Annotated in this window: 8 protein-coding genes; 5 read left to right on the forward strand and 3 right to left on the reverse strand. The window is 45.6% G+C overall.

The genetic code is table 11. The features are described 5' to 3' along the window. The first annotated feature begins 47 nt into the window (after nt 1-47). Both AACQ79_RS08580 and yjeH read left to right on the forward strand, forming a co-directional pair. Nucleotides 48-200 carry a hypothetical protein gene (locus AACQ79_RS08580; RefSeq protein ID WP_170898906.1) on the forward strand — a complete coding sequence of 51 codons (153 nt, stop codon included), beginning with the start codon at nt 48-50 and terminating at the stop codon, nt 198-200. Between the two features lie 61 nt (nt 201-261). Beyond that, nucleotides 262-1,524, forward strand: a complete 1,263-nt coding sequence (gene yjeH, locus AACQ79_RS08585) for an L-methionine/branched-chain amino acid transporter (RefSeq protein WP_170898935.1) — start codon at nt 262-264, stop codon at nt 1,522-1,524. Between the two features lie 128 nt (nt 1,525-1,652). Here yjeH and AACQ79_RS08590 read toward each other — a convergent pair whose 3' ends face one another. Together AACQ79_RS08590 and AACQ79_RS08595 are read right to left on the reverse strand one after the other, a co-directional pair. Then, complete coding sequence (locus AACQ79_RS08590) at nt 1,653-3,389, reverse strand: methyl-accepting chemotaxis protein (RefSeq protein ID WP_047688716.1); 1,737 nt, start codon at nt 3,387-3,389, stop codon at nt 1,653-1,655. Between the two features lie 139 nt (nt 3,390-3,528). Next, nucleotides 3,529-7,497: a response regulator gene (locus AACQ79_RS08595; RefSeq protein WP_170898936.1), complete on the reverse strand. Its 3,969-nt coding sequence runs from the start codon at nt 7,495-7,497 to the stop codon at nt 3,529-3,531. 123 nt (nt 7,498-7,620) lie between these two features. On the opposite strand from AACQ79_RS08595, the gene AACQ79_RS08600 reads away from it, so the two are divergent. The 3 genes from AACQ79_RS08600 (at nt 7,621) to AACQ79_RS08610 (ending at nt 10,813) form a co-directional block, all read left to right on the forward strand. Continuing rightward, nucleotides 7,621-8,715, forward strand: a complete 1,095-nt coding sequence (locus AACQ79_RS08600) for an HD domain-containing phosphohydrolase (protein WP_170898937.1) — start codon at nt 7,621-7,623, stop codon at nt 8,713-8,715. 39 nt (nt 8,716-8,754) lie between these two features. Beyond that, on the forward strand, nt 8,755-9,204 hold the full coding sequence (locus AACQ79_RS08605; protein ID WP_170898938.1) for a GNAT family N-acetyltransferase: 450 nt from the start codon (nt 8,755-8,757) through the stop codon (nt 9,202-9,204). Nucleotides 9,205-9,484: 280 nt separating this feature from the next. Beyond that, nucleotides 9,485-10,813, forward strand: a complete 1,329-nt coding sequence (locus tag AACQ79_RS08610) for an anaerobic C4-dicarboxylate transporter (RefSeq protein ID WP_013868401.1) — start codon at nt 9,485-9,487, stop codon at nt 10,811-10,813. A 126-nt stretch (nt 10,814-10,939) separates the two neighbouring features. On the opposite strand, the gene AACQ79_RS08615 is transcribed toward AACQ79_RS08610, so the two are convergent. Then, the gene (locus AACQ79_RS08615) at nt 10,940-20,374 is read right to left on the reverse strand and encodes a retention module-containing protein (RefSeq protein WP_170898939.1); all 9,435 of its coding nucleotides are present in this window, start codon (nt 20,372-20,374) and stop codon (nt 10,940-10,942) included. Between the last annotated feature and the right edge of the window lie 109 nt (nt 20,375-20,483).

A 20,483-nucleotide genomic window follows, 5' to 3' on the forward strand; every position in this document is an offset into this window, starting at 1 on the left:
GCTTCAGCGTATGCTAACCGCCAGAACGATATTTGGGAACGGAAGCCGTGAATAAGTTAAAACAAGAGATCACCTTGCTGTCTGGTATTGGACAACTTTCCACCACTTTAATGGGAACAGGGTTATTTATGATCCCAGCGATTGCCGCTGGTATTGCAGGTGAGCCGTTGCACTCAATGGGCGTAAGCAAACTGAGATAGATGCATATTATTTCGCTTCAGCGTATGCTAACCGCCAGAACGATATTTGGGAACGGAAGCCGTGAATAAGTTAAAACAAGAGATCACCTTGCTGTCTGGTATTGGACAACTTTCCACCACTTTAATGGGAACAGGGTTATTTATGATCCCAGCGATTGCCGCTGGTATTGCAGGTGAGCTCTCACTGTGGGCATGGCTACTGCTGTTTGTGGCGATTTGCCCGATTGCACTGACGTTTGCAGCTCTGGGTAAGCGTTACCCTAACGCCGGCGGAACCGCCTACTTTGTCCGCCAAGCTTTTAACGCTAAGTTGGAACGCTCGGTTGCTTGGCTTTTTGTCAGCGTGATCCCTGTCGGCGTTCCGGCCGCTGTCGCATTGGCGGCAGGCTTTGCTCAACAACTCCTCCCTGCGCCACTCAACTCGGCGATGATGGCGCAAGTATTAACCGTACTGTTGCTGATTGCGGTCAATTTGGCGGGCACCAAATCTTCCGGGCAGTTACAAACCGTTATTGCGCTGAGCATTTTCGTATTAGTTGGTGCTTTTTTCTGGATAGGCGATGTTGGTGCTGCAGATTTAACCATGCCCACACTCAGCACGGACAGTATTTGGCCAATTGGAGCCGCACTCGGAGTGATGTTCTGGTGTTTTGTTGGCATTGAAGCGTTCGCTCATATGGGAGAAGAGTTTAAAAACCCACAGCGCGATTTTCCGATCGCGATCATTGTCGGCTGCTTTGTGGCTGGAATCACCTATTGGGCATGCTCGGTGGTCATCCTTAAATTTGGTGCGTATGGCAGCGCAGAATTTGATAGCACCTCCATTCCTTGGCTGAGCGAACAAATTTTTGGTAGCAGTTTGGCAACGGTGATAAGCCTTATCGGCTTTTTTGCATGCTTTGCGAGCATCAATTTATACACCCAAAGCTTATCTCGCATGGTGTGGGCACAAGCAAGGCAATATCGACCAGAAAGCGCAATCGCCAGAATTTCAAGCCGCGGCGTCCCAGCCAATGCAACCATTGCTGTTGGAGTGGTATTAATGGCTTCTTGCCTGCTTGGTGAATGGTCTGGTCTCAATCTGGAATTTTTCCTAAAACTTGCGAATAGTATCTTTGTCTTAGTTTATCTGTTAGCGATGTTCGCCGCTTATAAATTGCTCAGTGGCATCAACAAACTGTTGGCGGCAATTTCGTTGATCCTCTGCACTGCGGTATTTATCTGCTTAGGCTGGTCAATGCTGTATGCTCTGACTATCTTCATTTTGCTCTCTTTACCTTGGCAACGTTTGGCAAGAAGAAGTCAGCCGAAGCAAGAGCTTTAACGTATCGCTTACCTTGCGGTATTACCATGACCACTTAAGTGTGCATCATTCTGTAAATAAAAAATTTTGCCAAACAAAAGGCTCTCAATACAGAGAGCCTAAAAAATAGCAAGGGGAGGATATTAAATTTAAGTGCGGATGTGCTTAATCGCGCTGTTTAATTCATCGACATTACGTTGCAAATCAACAACGACTGGCCCGAGTTGATTGATGGCAACGTTCATATCCCCCGAAAGGGCTTTAATGTTACTAAGATTGCTGGAAATTTCGTCGCTCACAGCCAATTGCTCTTCTGTCGCAGCCGATATCGACGTATTCAATTTATGGATCTCAATCGCCGATCCTTGGATGGTACCAAGCGCTTCGTTCGCCACCGACATATTAGAGCGCGTTGACTGCATTTTATCAGCACTCACTCGGATCGTTTTGGTCGATTGTTCTGCTTTCTCTTGCAGCATCGAAATCATGCTCTCGATCTCACCCGTCGATTGTTGAGTTCGTTGGGCAAGTGAGCGTACTTCATCCGCTACCACCGCAAAACCGCGACCTTGCTCACCCGCACGAGCAGCCTCTATCGCCGCGTTCAATGCCAGTAGGTTGGTTTGTTCAGCAATCGCTTTAATCACATCAAGCACATTACCAACGTTATTAGACTCATTCGCAAGTTGCTGGATGATCTCGGATGTTTTGGTAAATTCACCCTCTAATTCACCGAATTCATGGGTCGTTTTATCAAAGACCTGTTTACTGGTACTGGCTTCTTTTTCCGCGCTGCCCGCATACTCTTCTGCCATGGTGGTGCTTTCCGCCACGCTAGAGAGCGCCGATGTCATCTCTTCCATCGCCGTCGCCGCCATTTCAAGTTCTTGATTTTGCTGATTCGCCACTTTGACGTTTTGTTTGGTGACATCGCTTATCGTTTCAGAGATGGCCGAAATGGTGTGGTTTACCTGGTTTATTTTGCTAATGGTGGTGGCATAACTACCAAGCACCTTATTAATGGTGCCGCCGATTATACCCAGTTCGTTGTGACTGTTATCGTCAACTCGCAAAGTCAAATCAGAATTTTTGTCTACTTGTTGTAGCAATTTAGCCATGGTATCAATCGGCTTCACTACTTTTCGGTTAACAATGGCATACCCAATAATGGCAATAATAAAAACACTAATTAAGGAGATATTTCCAACCAATACCGTACTTTTTACTTTCTGCGCCGCATCCATGAATTGTTTATTGGTTCGATTTTCTAATTCAATAAAGAACTTATCGATCGGAGCCATGATTTTGGCTTTCTCTTGATGGTATTCATTACTGTGTAAGAGAGAAATCGCCATATTACGGTCTGGCTCTTTTCTAACGGTGTAGTTGCCATTGCTATCAGGATAAAGCCCCTTAACCGCATTCATCGCTTTGACTTCCATGTTCACTAAGCCATCTGAATTAGCTTGAGCTTCTTTGAGCAAACTAAACTCTTGCTGAGTAAAACCAAGATCCGTCATCATTTGGTTGAGAGAGATATTCTTACCGTCTGCTTTAGGCTTTTGTCCATATTGCAGCACAAGGTCCCAATATATCGTGTGGTAGTTCTGCGGGCGAGGTTTCTTACCATTACGAATATCAAGAATATCCATGTACATTTTTTCGTATTTTTCATCGCCACTGACCACATAAGTCCGGCCTAACCGAGTTAAGTCATCAGAGCTTTGACGAAGCTCATCGGCCGCTTGGTAAGATTGATAACGAACTTGAGCCATATTATCAACTTGTTGCATCAGCCCATTGAGCTGCAATACCGTCACAACACTAATGACAATACCAATACCGATGACAGCAAACACGAGCTTCATGGTGTTGTTGATATTCATAAAAGTATCCTTCTTCATTTATCAACGAAATTATTTCTGTTTATTCATTATTATTATTGCTTTTAGCATAGGATGAGAATGGCCAAAATGTCGAATTTTACGCCACAATTATTGCATCAATTTTAAGCACCATCATACTTCAACTTATTTTTTCAGTCGGTACTGGCAACTGAGCCAATACCTCTTTAGCCGCTTCAAAATCAAAATCTTCAATCGCATGCATCAAACTTTTCTTTTGCTCGTCAGACCATAAATTGCATTGTTTAATTTGGTGGATCATATGAATCGCATCAGCATCGTAGTTTTCAACACATTGCACTAATTGTTGGTAGAGCAACGCAATATCACGGTGCTCTTGCTGCGGATGTAATTGTGTCTGCTCCCAATCTCTTAGCTCATCCAACAAAGTAGACATCAACTTTGATACCGTGTTGAGATCTTGAATGGCGGGTTTCGTATGTCGCTGTACTACCCCTTCCATCTCGTTGGCTAGCTGCGCAATAGGCTCAATCCCTAGATTAGCCGCTGAACCTTTTAGGGTGTGCATCACTCGCTCTGCCTCTTCCCACTGCCCCTTATCAATCAATTTAGGGAATTGCGCTATTTCTTGCTGCTGGCTGGCAAGGAAGTGATCCAATATTTCAAAGTATCGCTGCGCATTGCCACCAATTCGGAAAATCGCTTGCTCCACATCAATACCCGTCAATTCTGGGTAGCCAGTGCTCAGTTTCACTTGATCCGGTAATACCGTAGAGGGTACTGGCGTGGTTTCATTAGCCTTTAAATATTTGCGCAGTACCTGATACAAGCGCTGTACATCAATTGGTTTCGCCACATGATCATTCATACCTGCATTTAAACAGTGCTCGACATCTGAAGACATCGCATTGGCGGTCATTGCAACAATCGGTAGCGTTTTCCACTCCTCATGTTGGCGGATCTCTTTCGTCGCACTGATACCATCCATAATGGGCATCTGCATATCCATCAGCACTAAATCAAAAGCTTCTTTCTGCAGTTTCGTCAAAGCTTCTTGTCCATTATTAGCAAGAACAATGCTCAATTGAGTACTTTCTAACAGGCCGAAAGCCACCTCTTGGTTCACTTCGTTATCTTCTACCAAAAGCACTTTTTGCCCAATAAATGTTGGCCTTGTATCATGATCAAGATACTCATGGCTCTGCCTTAATTGCTCGATGCCGTAGCTGTCCATAATGGCATCAAGGAGATTTGATGGGTTCACAGGTTTCACAATCAAGGCATCGACTAATTTACTGTTTTCTCCCACCAAGGAGATTTCTCGGCCGTAAGCCGTGACGAGGAATCGTTTGGTGTTATCAAAAACACCCAATGGTTTCACTCTCTGCAGCAACTCTATGCCATTCATACCCGGCATATTCCAATCAATAAACAGCATATCAAAATGCGTATTGCGGATTTCATCGAGCGCCTCAAAACCGTTACTGACTGACTTCGCTTCAAAATGCATCGCATTGAGCAAGGTCATTAAAATATTGCGTGCCGAGTCATTATCATCGACTACCAACGCACGTTTGCCTGCTAGAGCGCTGAGTGGCTTAGCGATATCGCGCATTTTGGCTTCTTGCAGGCCACACTCAACCGTGAATTCAAAGGTGGATCCTGACCCTTCTTCACTGCGAACTTGAATGTCGCCACCCATCAATCCGACTAACTGTTTACTGATACTAAGCCCCAAGCCCGTGCCTCCATATTGGCGAGTAATGCTATTATCAGCTTGAGAAAATGCAGAGAATAGAGTGGCTACGTTAGATTCAGCAATGCCAATACCTGTATCAGAAACGGTAAACTTCAAGGTCACGTTGGCGTCATTTTGCCCCACGACTCGCGCCGAAACGATGATCTCCCCTTGTTCAGTAAATTTCACCGCATTGCCACATAAGTTAACGAGAACTTGCCCCAAACGCAGCGGGTCGCCCACTAAGCCCACTGGAATATGTGGGTCGATATCTAATAAAAACTCGATGTTTTTCTCTTGGGCTTTTAGCGAAATTAAGGTGGTGAGGTTATCCAATACCTCATCAAGGCTAAAATCAATGTGCTCAACATTCAGCTTGCCCGCCTCTATTTTGGAAAAATCCAAAATGTCGTTAATGATGCCAAGCAAGTTTTTCGCCGATTCATTAATCCGTGAAATGTATTTTTGTTGCGTAGGATTGAGCTCGGTGTTGAGCGCCAAATGTGCCATGCCCAAAATGGCATTCATTGGTGTACGGATCTCGTGGCTCATGTTCGCGAGGAAATCGCCTTTGGCTTGGCTCATAGCATCCGCAGTCTCTTTAGCTTCTCTTAATTGCTCTTCCATCTGCTTGCGATCCGTTAAATCAAGCAAAATTCCGACAATTCCAGAGACTTCACCGCGATTATTTTGGAAAGAAGCTTCGTATACCAACATCTCTCTTTTGTGGTGTGAAGCGTCATAGAGAGACAATTCGTAATCTTGCGAAGACTGCTCCTCTCCAAGCCTTTTATGTACTTGGGCAAAAATGGTCGCCGTTTCATTTTGAAAGATATCTTGCGGCGATTTACCGATAATTTGCTCGGCCGACAGGCCAACTAAATCCATAAACTTAGCGTTAATGGTCAGATACGTACCCGAGGCCGACAAGCAATACATGGGGTTCGGCGTCGCATCGAGGATCTCTTGATTCAGTTGAGATTGTTCGAGTACTTTCTGCTCGGCTCGTCGCTGAATTTCAATGTTTTGGCTCAATTGAATACTGACCGATAAGTCATCCAACATTTGCGATAACCACTGAAATTGCAAACTCGACAACGACCCGATAGTGCCAAGCTCTAGTAAAGCGACAGGATGCTGATTGACGTGCAGCGGCAAATAATACACTTCGTTAATGACTAACTTGCCACCGTTAAATTCAATGTGACAGTTGCCATCGAGTGCTTTCATCGCATAGGGCTGACCGCTGAGCAACACGCTAAGCTGCGTCGATGATGGATCGGTGTATTCTCTGGCCGAATGCTCACCATAACCCACTCCAGCCACTCGTTTTAATACGCCCTCTTGATAGATGTACATGCCAACCATTTCCAAAGGAAATTGATGCAGTAAGAATTGCGTAACTTCATTACACAAACGGTCCGTAGAATCGTTTTTGCGCAGGATGATATTGAAATCTTTAAGTAAAGTATTTTGGCTAAGCTGCTCAGCGATATGATGAAACACCACATTCAAACTGTCGATAAAATGTTGCAGCTCTGCATAGGCGGTTTGAGTGATGGTAAACGCGTAATCTTCCCGTTTGACTTGAGTCACAACCGTTTTGAGTAGCTGACTTAACGGATTGATGTAAAGACGCCACAGCAGAACAAAGGAGGCGATGATCACGCTGAGTAAGGTTAATACTAACGCCAAGCTTATCCATTCATAACGCAGCGCTTCGCTATCGGCACGTTGGATGTTTTGCTCCATGCGTTGCATGATCGATTGATGCGCAGAACCAATCGCCTGCATAATTTTCGCCTTTTCCGCGAAGTATTGGTCACCATAGAGAATAGCCCGAGCCAATTCCAGATCCGGCTCACCTGTGTCGACAAATTCGCCTTGGCTATTCTTTTTCCATCCTTTGATGGCCATGAAGGCTTCTCTTTCGAGTGACACCAGTGAATCAGACAAAGTAAGCGCATTTTTGAGCTCTAAAAACTCCACCGATTCAATGCCCGAAAGACGCATTCTATCGAGTAACGAAGGGTTGTCTGGTGCGCCACCCAGTGAGCGGGCAAGTAGTTTGTTTTGTGCAACGACATCCCAAAATTCGTACTCATTCCCTTTCGGTAACGGCACAGAACCATTTCTGACGCTCAGCACATAATTAAAAAGGTTGAGCCACTTTTCATCGCCAGTCGAAGCGTAGGCTCGGGCAAATTTGGTTAAGTGATCTGAGCTCTGCTTCAACTCTTGTGACAGACGATAGAAACGGTAAAGTTCGTCGTTCAGTTGTCGGCTCTCAGTTCTCAGAGCGGCTACTTTGTCGGTGATACTAAACATCGCAATGGAACATAATCCCATAGCAATAAATAAGACGGTGAATAAAGTTCGGATGGATCGCATGTGAAGCGCCTTCTTAATAATTTTCTCACTCTACTAACGCTGAGATTAGCTATAGTTATTGATAAGTTTAGACTTAAACCCAACCTTCGCCGCTCAATTGCTATTTTTTATTAGGAAAGACTCATGCCCATCGAAAACTTGGACAATTGTACCGTGTTAATCGTCGATGATTCGCCAGATAACCTTGCATTTATGTCACAGGGGTTGGCTAACCGATATCATGTCAAGGCCGCTAAATCAGGCCCGATGGCGCTCAGTATCTTAGACAAGTTTTCTATTGACCTAGTGTTACTCGATATTGTGATGCCGGAAATGTCAGGTTTTGAAGTCATACAAAAGATCATGGCAAACCCTAACACCCAAGACATCCCTGTGATTTTTCTGACCGCAAAAGATAACCCTGAAGATCAAAAACTGGGGTTTGAGTTAGGTGCGGTTGACTATGTATACAAACCCGTAAGCGTACCGTTGCTAAGAGCCAGAGTAGATACTCACCTGCAAAACAAAATTTCAAAAGACATACTGAAGAACCAAAATGGCTACTTGGAAAAAGAGGTGATCAAACGTTCAAATGAATTGGATAAAATGCAAGACGCGGTCGTGTATGCTCTCGCCAGTCTCGCTGAAACCAGAGACCCAGATACTGGTAACCATATCCTGCGAACACAACATTACGTCAAAGCGTTAGCCGAGCAACTGGCTAAGCTGCCAAAATATCAACAAAAGCTAACGCCGAATGTTATTAATACCTACTTTAAAGCCGCCCCTTTACACGATATTGGTAAAGTGGGCATCGCCGACAACATACTATTAAAACCAGGAAAACTGGACAGTGATGAGTTTGAGATCATGAAAGGCCATGCCAGCTTAGGGCTACATGCGCTAGAAAAAGCGGAAAAGATGTCAGGCGCGAAAAATGACCTTATCGATATGGCGAAAGAGATCGCCCATGGGCACCATGAAAAATGGGATGGATCTGGCTATCCTAACGGTTTACAAGGTGATGCTATACCACTCAGCGCACGGTTAATGGCTGTCGCTGATGTTTATGACGCTCTGATTTGCCGACGCATCTATAAGGAGCCGATGCCTCACGCCGATGCGAAAGGGATTATTTTGGACGGAAGAGGAAGCCATTTTGACCCTGAAGTCATTGATGCCTTCTTGGCAATAGAAGAACGCTTTATTTCGATTGCCCATGAATACGCCGACGATTGATATCTTGGTAAGCAACGTATTAAACAAAAAGATAAACGTATGAAGGTAACCTTTCGCCCCGCAAGTGACAGCGATTATCAATTTGCTTTTGATCTAAAAAAAGTCGCAGAAATGGATGCTATTACGGCGATATTTGGCTGGGATGAAGAGTTGCAGCAAGTGCTGCATCGCCAAGAATGGCATTCTGGTCTACCAACGATCATCTGCGCTGATGGCCAACCGATTGGCACTTATTTACTGCAGAGCAAGCATGAAACGCTCTACTTCTCGCGCTTTTTTATTCTGCCTGATTTTCAAAATAGAGGAGTGGGTAGCCAAGTGTTACAACTGGTCGTCAACCAAGCCAATCTGACTCAATACCCATGTAAGCTCTGTTATTTGCAAGGTAGCCCGGTCGGTGCTTTGTATCAGCGATTTGGGTTTACGTACTACCAAATGGACGATGAGTTTTCTCATATGCATTTCATTCCAACGCCCAAAGGCCAATAGCTCAGTACCCTTTGTGCTACCTTAAATTAAGGTTAGCGATCGGCAAACAGCCTACGCGGCGAGAAAATAAGCTTCATCATTAACGCCAGCCCACCTGTAGCACAACAAAATGGTTACATTTGTTTATTCATATTCATTACTTATTGAATAAAATGCGTGAGCAATCTCTGATTAATGTCGTTTCATTTATAGGGTAAATGGTTGTGTGAACAAGGTTTCATCTTTTTTTAACGTTACGTTAGACAATATTTTCATTAACACCTTTGGATAGGAAACAGATATGTTGTATTTGGAATTTTTATTCCTGCTATTAATGCTCTATATAGGCTCACGCTACGGTGGTATTGGCCTTGGTGTGGTTTCTGGTATTGGCTTGGTCATTGAAGTTTTTGTCTTCAAAATGCCACCCACATCACCACCGATCACCGTCATGTTGATCATTCTTGCCGTTGTCACCTGTGCTTCAATACTCGAAGCGGCTGGCGGATTGAAATACATGCTGCAAGTGGCAGAACGTTTACTGCGTAAGAACCCGAAAAATGTCACTTTGATTGCACCGTTCGTCACTTACGCAATGACGTTTATGCTGGGTACTGGCCATGCGGTGTATTCCATCATGCCGATCATTGGTGATGTGGCATTGAAAAATGGGATCCGTCCTGAACGTCCAATGGCTGCGTCTTCTGTTGCTTCGCAAATCGCGATTACCGCTTCCCCAATCTCAGCGGCCGTTGTCTACTACCTTGCTCAATTGTCGAATATTCAACACGAGATCACCTTGCTCTCTATTTTGCTGGTCACTGTGCCTGCGACCTTATTCGGAACGCTGTTGATGTCTTTGTACAGCTTGCGCCGTGGGAAAGAACTAGATGATGATCCTGAGTATCAAGAACGTCTGCAAGATCCAGTGTGGAAAGAGAAAATCCTAAACACAACCGCGACAACGCTGAATGAAACGTTACCCGCGGCAGCGCGTAATTCTGTGTTGATTTTCATTGGTGCGATATTAACCATAGTCGTGCTAGCGATGGTGCCAGAAACACGCACTATTGTTGAAGGCAGTAAACCGATCAGTATGGCGGTGGTTATCCAGATGATGATGCTCTGCTTTGGCGGTATCATTTTACTGGCAACCAAAACCGACCCACGAGATGTACCAAACGGTGTGGTATTCAAATCAGGTATGGTAGCGGCAATTGCCATCTTCGGTATCGCTTGGATGTCGGATACCTATTTCCAATACGCGATGCCGCAGTTTAAATCAGGCATTGTTGAGATGGTTACCGACCATCACTGGACCTTCGCGCTTGCACTATTCATTGTTTCTGTTGTGGTGAACTCACAAGCCGCAGTAGCGGTGATGATGTTACCTGTAGGCCTCGGGCTAGGTTTAGAACCTGCGCTACTAGTAGGCTTAATGCCCGCACTGTACGGATACTTTTTCATTCCAAACTATCCGTCAGATATTGCAACGGTCAACTTTGATACCACAGGAACCACCAAAATCGGTAAGTACTACTTCAACCACTCGTTCATGTCCGTCGGTTTAATTGGCGTCGTGAGTGCGTGCTGTTTAGGTTATGTGCTGAGCCAAATCATCATTGGTTAACCCACTGTAAATGCCCCAGACTGATACAGCGCTGGGGTGTGTTTACTGCTAAATAAAAAAGTGCACCCAACTGAGCCTGAAGCCGTTGGGTGCACTTTTTCTTTATTTAGCTGCTCTTTTCTTTATTTAAACGTCATGCTTGATAATGTTGTTGTCCAATAAGAAGCCAACAATGTCAATCGACGCCATGCCATCAAAATTGAATTGGCTGGCAAGATCTTGCACCACAATGGTTTGATGTACGTTATTGTCCGTCAGAATTTCCAATTCCACATCCGTCGTGTTGGTCATCACTTTCGCTTCTATCTGATGAGAAGTGTGTAACGAAACGAGCAGTTGATCCATGGGCAAATGTAAATCGGCCACAACATCAGTGAGATCGATCACATCACCTTCACCAGCGTTGAAATCAGTGATAGTGTCGGTTTGCTCATCAACAGTATCGGGCGTCCATTTAAATATGTCAGCGCCACTTCTCCCGGTTAAGATGTCGGCACCAAGCCCGCCAATCAAGGTATCATTTCCGCCACCACCCACTAAGGTGTCATCACCATCGCCACCTTCAAGGTGATCATGACCACTGCCTCCTAGCAACTGCGCCCCAACATTACCGGCGAGCAATTGCGCATCATCCCCGTTCGTTGATTGATCAATCGTGCTGCCGTCAGGCAATACTTCAATCGCAATATCAATTGATGCAGAAGCTGCACGGCTACCATCCGTTTCTGTTGAGATAGCCGCTACCGACAGAGTGTGTTGCCCTAAATCGAGCCCGCTAACCTGTAATCCGTCGATAGCATCAGCGGAAACAATCCACACTCCGTTTTGCTCAGTCACGCTGCCCGAGCTACTGGAAAGCGTTGCACCACTTGGCAGACTGTCGATCTCCAATGACAACACTTCATGGCTATCCGTTAATGCCGCGATTAACCCCAGCAATGCAATACCTTGAGCGCTGATACTTTGGCTAACATACGTCTGCTTCATATAATTAAAGCTCGGATCAAGGGTTAATATCGGCGTATTGGCTTTGGGCGTCACCGCAATACTGACGGTTTCTGTCTCTTCTAGCGCCATACCAGAAACATTGTCGGCATAAACACCACCATCATTGGCCTTAATTGTCAGATCAATATGGTCACTACCAATCGCGGTGGCATCGACAAAAACACCACTGGCGGGATCGCTGCTATTGAGTAGCGCATTAATATCCGATAACGTGCCTTGTAGGACGAGTTCTCCAGCCAAATTGGTGCTCTGCGTGACAGAACTTAACGCGGGGATCACGGCACTGAGCAAACCTTCGCTCACGCTCAAAATCACCGTCATGGGGTCGTTGGCATGTGAGCCTGCATAATCGACATCACTCACACTCAAGCCGGTAACTTTTTGCCCCGCCTCTTCATCAATCGTTGTGGTGACCGTAGCAGTATCAATGGTGGGCGCATCATTGACCGCCTGAACATCAACTGAAACAGTAAACTCACGCGCAGGCCCCAAATGTTCAGTACCGTCCAGCCCTGTATCGACCGACTGCACTTTAATCGTCAGATCTCCCGCCCAAGTGTCCTTATGCCAATCACCAGAATTAAAAATCAGTTTATCTAAGCTTTGTGCATCGGCATTCAACAGCCATACGCCACCACCGATGTAAGTCCCCAGCGTGCCATTAGGCAATGCAATACTTGCTCCATCTGGCACCCCGGAAACTTCAATTCGCAACGTTTCTGGCGAGTTTTCACTATGGTTCGCACCGGCTGCAATGGAATCGGCTTTATCGATAATTTGCGCGTTGATATCAATTTCAATGTCAACGCCTTCATCGCCAGCGCCGTTAGTCACTGGTTCAACATCCATCACATCCCCAACGGGCGCAATATCCAATCTAAAGCTGCCGTTATGCTCTACAGGCACACCAAGCAAGGATTCTTGGGTAAAGACCTTGATGCCGATTTCCACTTCGCCACTGAAGTTCTTCGCAGGTTTCATCGCAATATCGGATAAATTGATCGAGGTTTGTGCTAGGTTGTTAATCTGAATACTCCACTCACCACCACCATTATTTTTCACGGTATAGTCAGAAGAGAGAGAACTCACGACAAAATCCGTTGGCACCCCAGTAAGCTTGATCGACACAAATACCTCAGAGCCATCTGTATCGGTCAGATCAACGGTAAATTCAGAACCCGGTTTAGAAAGGACAATCCACTCATCTTCCAATCCATGCACTTCAATATCACTGCTGCCACCACTGGAAATAATGACGTCGTCTACCACTGGCGTCACATCAAAACTTACTTGTGTGGTAAATGGTTTATCAGCATCAGTATTAGCCACACCCAACGCATTGGCATTGGTATCATCAAATTGCGTGATATCAGTCACTTTCCCCGCCACAGTAATGTTGACGGTATTATCATCACCGCCAGTAGGATAATTGGGTGCGGGTTTGAAATAAACATTGTCTAATGCCGCAGGTAGCTGAGGCTGACTAAAAGTGATACTGGTACCGAGATCATTGCCTTGCGCATCAACAAAGGTTCCGATATTGGTTCCTTGTAGGGTTAAGGTGACTTCGCTCAGCACCTCTTGTCCTTCCGTAGCGCTATTGCGAATATCAGCAAGGTCAATGTCGAGCGAAAGATGAATAATACCATCTTCATACCCGATGCCGTCATTGGTCGGAACGTCGGACGAGCTTGAAGTCGGCTGATGATTTGCATCTAACCCAAGCGAACCTTCCACAGTCAATGTCGCTTTAGGGTTAATGTTATCATCTTGCGGTTGATGCGTTCCGGGAACATCGGCTACCGGAGAAACTGCCACTGGGATTTGCGTACTGAGGGTTTTTTCGTCACCAGAAGCCATGTCTGTCGTCACAAAAGTGATCGGCAAATTAAAGTCGCCAGCGTAATCTTCGGGCAGATGCAGATGCAGATTTTCTAACCCTGAAATCGAGCCATCGGTATTCACGGTACCTTTGTATACATACAAGCCATCAACGAAATCAAAATGACTACCAGATAAACTTGCGCCCGCTGGCAGGACACTTTGCGCGATAACAATACTGAGCTCATCTTCTACACCATCAAAACCTGAAGCGCTCACCATCAATTTATCTTGAATTTGCTGACCTAAATTAATGGCGTTATCTTCGATACCTAATACAATATCATCCGCATTGCCAACTAAAGTAATGTCAGCCGCTACCGTGTTGTTGCCCGTAGCCGTGAGCGGAAATTGCAAGGTGATCTCTGATTGCACTTGTCGAACTACTTTGGCTTCAGAGCTATCTTCCCCTTGGTCATACACTTGGGCAAAAATGGTCACAGTGATGTCGTTATAACCATCACCATCAGGATCGTTACCACTACTCAATGTCAGGCCATTCGGTGCTTTTACACTGAAATTCTGCTCATCAACAATGGTCCATGAACCATCCCCATTATTAATTGCACCAGTAATCAGTAGTTGATCAAGTACCTGTGGCGTCATATTGCTAAAACGCACCACCAGTTGGTCAACCACTTCTAATGATTGGTAACCCTCTGTCGATTGAGTGTCTGCATTGTCAAAGCGTATAACGTTCGCATCAGGCTCGCCGCCGGCCGCATCATTAATCGTAAAGTAGATAGCACCAGAGGCATCCGCGACAACCTTGTTTATGACTGCGCCGTTCTCTTCAACACGCAGTTGTCCATCAGCTTCAACTATCGGCCTTACCGTGACATCAACAGAACCATGAATGACTTTCGAAGCAATACCTTCGCCAGAATTGATTGCATCGACGTATTCGTTGTCTTGCTCTTTAACCACAATCTCAGTGCTCAAGGTAAAATCAGTACTGGAGTGCTCTGGTGGCTGAACTTGAACGTAACCAATTGCCAGCACTTGCGCTGAGAAATCTTGCTCGCTCTGTCCCAGTGCGGGGGTCAAAATGAGCTTGCCATCACTATCTAAGGTCGTGACAACACCATCGACGTAAATAGTACTACCTGCTGGGAAGCCAGAAAGTGTAACAGAGGCAAAATATTCATCAGCATCAAGATGTTGTTCCTCTTCTGGCTGCCAATGAATATTAATGCGGCTGTCCTCGTTACCAAGCGAGTGTGATTGATAGTTGTCAACAACATCAATCACCGGTGCCACTTTAATGCGAATTTCCGACTCAATTTGACGCGTATGTCCATCATTTTCAGTAACGATGGTGGTCATTTTGATGTTGATGTTTTCGGTCGATGAATGAGATGGCTCCACTCGAATACCTGAATCAACCTGCGCTGAAGTTAGATTCGCCTGATAAATAGGTTGCTGCGCAGTACCGTAACCAACAAATACCAAGTTAATCACGCTACCAACACTGTCATACAGTTTGACACCATCTGGAATGTTCGATAGCAAAACGGTGATCGACTCAGAGCTGTCCGCTGGATTATCCGCAAGCTCACCGGATAACACACTAAAGCCAAAGCCAACGGATTGATTTTCATCAATCGTCGTTTCAATCACTTGCAGACCATTTTCACTAAATTCATTCCAAGTGTTAGTACTGTTTGAGTGAAAATCAATGGTTGGAATATCTGCTACGCCCTTAACTGAAACATTAACCGTCTTAACACCTAGCGAGATTTCATCTGTCACCGCACCCGTAGAAAGAGTAACGCTATCTTTAATGATGCCTTCAACAGAGAAGGTAAAATCAGCGTTGCTATGCAATGGGGGTAGCACTTCAACTTGGTCAAGATATTGTTCAGGAACTTCATAATAAGTATGACCATTGGCATCGGTTATTTGTGATATTTCGCTGGCTCCGGCTCCCAACCAAATCAGTGTGACACCTGTTTCTGAAAAATCAGAGAGACGCACATAGAGTGTTTCTGAACCATCAGAATCAACGGATCCCGCCATCGTAATGACTTCACTTAATAACAAGGGATCGTGATCTGTGGTGGGGTCAACGGTATTTTGCGTAGCGGCATTATCTTCAAAAACATTGATTCGATTGACAGAGAAGCTACCCATATCGGCAACAGGGCTAACATCTATCACGATTTCTTTCGTTTCTGATCGGGCGCTCTCTTTACCAATGTGAGCGTTAGTTTGCTCGGTCGTGATCGCTGTAATATCAAGTTTGATCTGACCACTGAAATTATCATTAGGGTCAACTTGTACTTGGTTAATGTTACTCGCGCTAACAAGATAATAGTGACCTGAAGCATCCGAGCTCATTCCAACCGGCGTACCATCTGCGTAGACTAGTTGCGCCTCACCTTCACCTTGAGTAAAGCGGATCTCATACAGGATTATTTCGGGGGTACTGTTATCTTGTGTCTGCGCTAAAACATCGAGAGTAATATTGTCACTATCTTCTACTGCATCATAATGAAATTGGCTGCTTGAGGTCCAAGTCGCAATATCGGCCACACTTTCCACCTCAATGCGCAATTTCCCGTTCACATTATGATCATGCTGGCCATTATTCAAAACCTGCACAGTAATATTGAGTTGGAAGCCACCGTTAGCGCTGGCATAGTGACGGTCAGGCACAAAATACAAGTTTTCAATCTTAGCAACACTGCCTGTTAAGCTTTGCTCCACCGCATCTGCGGGCAAAACAAATCGTCCACTGACTAGCTCTAATTTGACATAAACATCCGAACTATTGAGATAGTAAAAATCGCCATGCGCGTTGCTGGCCGTGATTTTTACATCACCAATCGATTCATTGCGATCCAAATCATAAAGATTGATCTGCAAATCCACTTTAAGCGGTGAAGTATTTAAGCCGGATTGGTTATCTTGCCTATTAGTGATTTGATTGGGGTCGTTAAACAAAATAGTGACACCATCGCGTCCAGCGTCTTCAGCGCCAATAACATTAGCAACTGTGATAGTGGCATTTCTATCAAGAATATTGATGTTCAACTGTTCGGTTGAGGCATCGCCATCAAAATCTTGCGCAGTGACATCGACAGTAAATGAAATGGTCGGATCATCACCATGTTCAAGGCTAGCAACTGGTTTAAATGTCGCGTTACCGTTAGGCGTAATCGTCAGTGTGCCTAAGTCTCGCTCAACACCATTTTTTATTTCGATAACTGTGACCGTTTTTGTGATGCCGTTAAGTTCAATTTCATTCGCTAAGCTTGCGCCATTGCCATCCCTAAATTGAATATCACGACCCACTTCATCAACGGCCACAAATTTAGTGATCGCACCATGATCTGCACCTTGAGTATCCGGCGAGGTATTGTTGTCTTGGCTAAATAAATTGACTGTTTTTATCGCCGTATTTTCAACACTAGTGATGCTTTTATCATGCAAAGTTGGAATATCATCAACAATCGATATTGGCAAACTCGCTGACGCTGAAACATCGCCATCTCTATCAGTTGCGGTAATCGGAAGATCTAAAATATAACTATTTTCACCATTACCCGTCGGGTGGTCGATGGCTTTAAGCAGTTCAAATTGGTAACTATCGGCCGAGCCATTTAGCGTGAGACGAAAAACCACGTCCGTCGTATTCTTAATCACCGCCTCATAAACAGTGACACCATTACTGCTTGAAATTTGGATGATATCTATCTCTTGACCACCGGACGTTAAATTCTCGACAGGCGTTACAAGATCCGATAATTGATAACTGACAATACCATCGGCACCGTCAATCACATCAAAATGTCCAGCAATAACGGTGCTGTCTGAACGATCAGAACCGATCGTGGCTAAGTCATCTTCATCCACGCTCTGTTCGCTACCGGTGCGAATGCCGACAATCGTTGGCTTGTCATCCACAATAGTGACAGGCAGTAGAATGTCAGAGGCGTCGCCATCATAGTCCGTCGCCACCACTTTGAAATTCACCGGTCGCTCATCGCTGCCTGCGGCGTGATCAATCGGACCTTGCAAAGTAAAACGGTAACTGCCGTCCGCATTGAGCACTAAGCTAAACACCGCATTGCCACTGGGTGTGGTGCTGGCTTGGTAGTGGTAGTTACCATTGACATCGATTGTCGCCGCGCCCAAGATCACCGCTTCGCCTTGCGAGGTTAAGCCCGTAAGCGGGTTACTGCTGGTATCCAACTGATAGCTCACCACCTTATCGGCGCTTTGAGTGGTAAACATTCCCTCAGCGAACAGCGGCTCTTTGCTACTGTCTGAGCCTGACGTTAAATCGTCTTCGTCAACGCTGAGCGCTTGCACGCCGGTGATGATTGGCTGATCATCATGGATAGTGACGGGCAGCAAAATGTTGGCGCTGTCGCCATCATAATCGGTTGTCACTACCTTGAAATTTACCAGCAGCTCATCGCTCCCCTGCGCATGGTCAATCGGACCTTGCAGGGTAAAACGATAGCTACCATCCGCATTGAGCACCAAACTAAACACTGCATTGCCGCTCGGTGCAGCGCTAGCTTGATAGTGGTAGTTGCCGTCGGCATCGATTGTCGCCGCGCCCAAACTCACCGCTTCACCTTGCGAAGTTAGGCCTGCAAGCGGGTTACTGCTGGTATCCAACTGATAGCTCACCACCTTATCCGCGCTTTGAGTAGTAAAAACTCCCTCTGCAAACAACAGCTCTTTGCTGCTATCTGAGCCTGACGCTAAATCATCTTCGTCAACGCTGAGCGCTTGCACGCCCGCGATGATTGGCTGATCATCATGAATGGTGACGGGCAGCAGAATGTTGGCGCTGTCGCCATCATAGTCAGTTGCAACCACCTTGAAATTCACCAGTAGCTCATCGCTCCCCTGCGTATGGTCAATTGACCCTTGTAGGGTAAAACGATAACTGCCATCTGCGTTAAGCACTAAGCTAAATACCGTCTGACCGCTTGGGGTAGTACTTGCTTGATAGAGGTAGTTACCGTTGGCGTCAACTGTCGCCGCGCCCAATACCACACTTTCACCTTGCGAGGTTAACCCAGCGATGGGGTTGATGCTGGTATCAAGCTGATAACTCACTACCGTATCGGCCCCTTGGGTGGTGGTGAAATAGCCTTCGGCGAACAACGGCTCTTTGCTACTGTCTGAGCCTGACGCTAAATCGTCTTCGTCAACGCTGAGCGCATCCACACCAATGATTTCAGGTTTATCGTCAATAATGTTGATTGGTAAACGCACACTTTCAGAGCTATCACCATCATAATCGGTTGCCAATACCGAAAGGTTGAGTAATAACTCATCACTATTGACTGGATGATCCAGCGCGCCTTGTAACGTAAACTGGTAACGACCGTCTGGGTTTAATATCAACTCAAAAATAGGCTGGCCATTGGCGCTCGCCTGATAGGTATAAACCCCGTTCAATGACGAGGAAGAGGCCAATTGCACCGCGACACCAGCCGAGGTTAACCCCGCCAACGGATTAGCACTTAAATCCAACTGATAGCTTTCAATTTGATCAGAACCCAATTGGGTATCAAACTGTCCTGAAACGGTAATCGTCTGTGAAGCACTGGCATCCGAGCCGATCTTTGCCAAATTATCCTCATAAACGGACGTCGACGGTTCATCGGACATAACAGGGTTATTACCATCACCAATACTGATTGCGATAGAAATCGGCGAGCGAATAGGATTTCCACCCGCATCAGAACCGGTTACATCAAATTGAATCGCAATTTGATCATTGGCAAAAGAAACTAAGCCACCTCCCACGGAGGGAACATGGTCAATCGGTTGACTAATGGTCGTCACTATCTCTAAGTTGATGTCTTTACCGACAGACGTCGCCACTAAATCAATCCGTAGCACTTCACTGCCGTCAAGTTCACCGACAATATGGTTAGCCGTAGCATCATAACGAAAGCTTACTGATCGCCCAGCCGAAGTAATATCGCTATTCAGCTCTGACAATAGCGCAGCTAATGAAAGGGATTCAGGGACAAAAGAGGCGGCATCCAGTGGCAGATCTCCCGCCGCGATTAAAACATTTGCCGTCACTGATTGTGGATACGAACTTAGTGAGAGCGAACCTTCAACTAATGCCGCTGATAATGATTCACCCCCAGCGGTAAAACGCAACGGACTCAAATTCGTTTCAGTCAATGATTGCTGAGCATCACGCCCTGCAGTTTCGAAAAACGTACTCGCCAATACTTCTGCAAAATTGTAATCAATGGTGATGAAGCCAGCATTTGCAGAGCCTTCACCACCGGCTCCGGCGGCGGTTGCTTCAAGTATTTGGGTCGGGTCTTGGCCATCTAAAATGGCTTGTTGAATAGCGGCTATATTATCCGCATCAAAATTAGCCTCATTAAGTTGGGTGAGATCAGCGTTAATGTCGCCCGCGACAGGAAACTGGATCAGATCCATTGATGTATCGTGTTCTAACACAGTGTCACCAAAGCACGCGACGCAGTTTTGTTCGACCACCGCCACTTGCCCATTGATAAACAAAGTGACCGATGAATGATTAACCGTGATTAAGATTTCACCTTTCATCAAGGAGTCACCCACCGTCACTTGACGCGCGTTACCTTTGGCATCGACAGCAATAACATCCCCCACCACTTCGCTTACTGACGCAGGCTGAACAACCACTTGTAAATCCATAAGGCCCCCAAATACTTCTCGACGATGAGATAGATGAAAAAACGATCAGTAAACTAATTGTTAGTTTAGTCGCAATTGATTATGCAATTTTATATTTCTGTAGATTACA

The sequence above is a fragment of the Vibrio sp. 3-2(1) genome (assembly GCF_963887575.1).
GTDB lineage: Bacteria > Pseudomonadota > Gammaproteobacteria > Enterobacterales > Vibrionaceae > Vibrio > Vibrio anguillarum.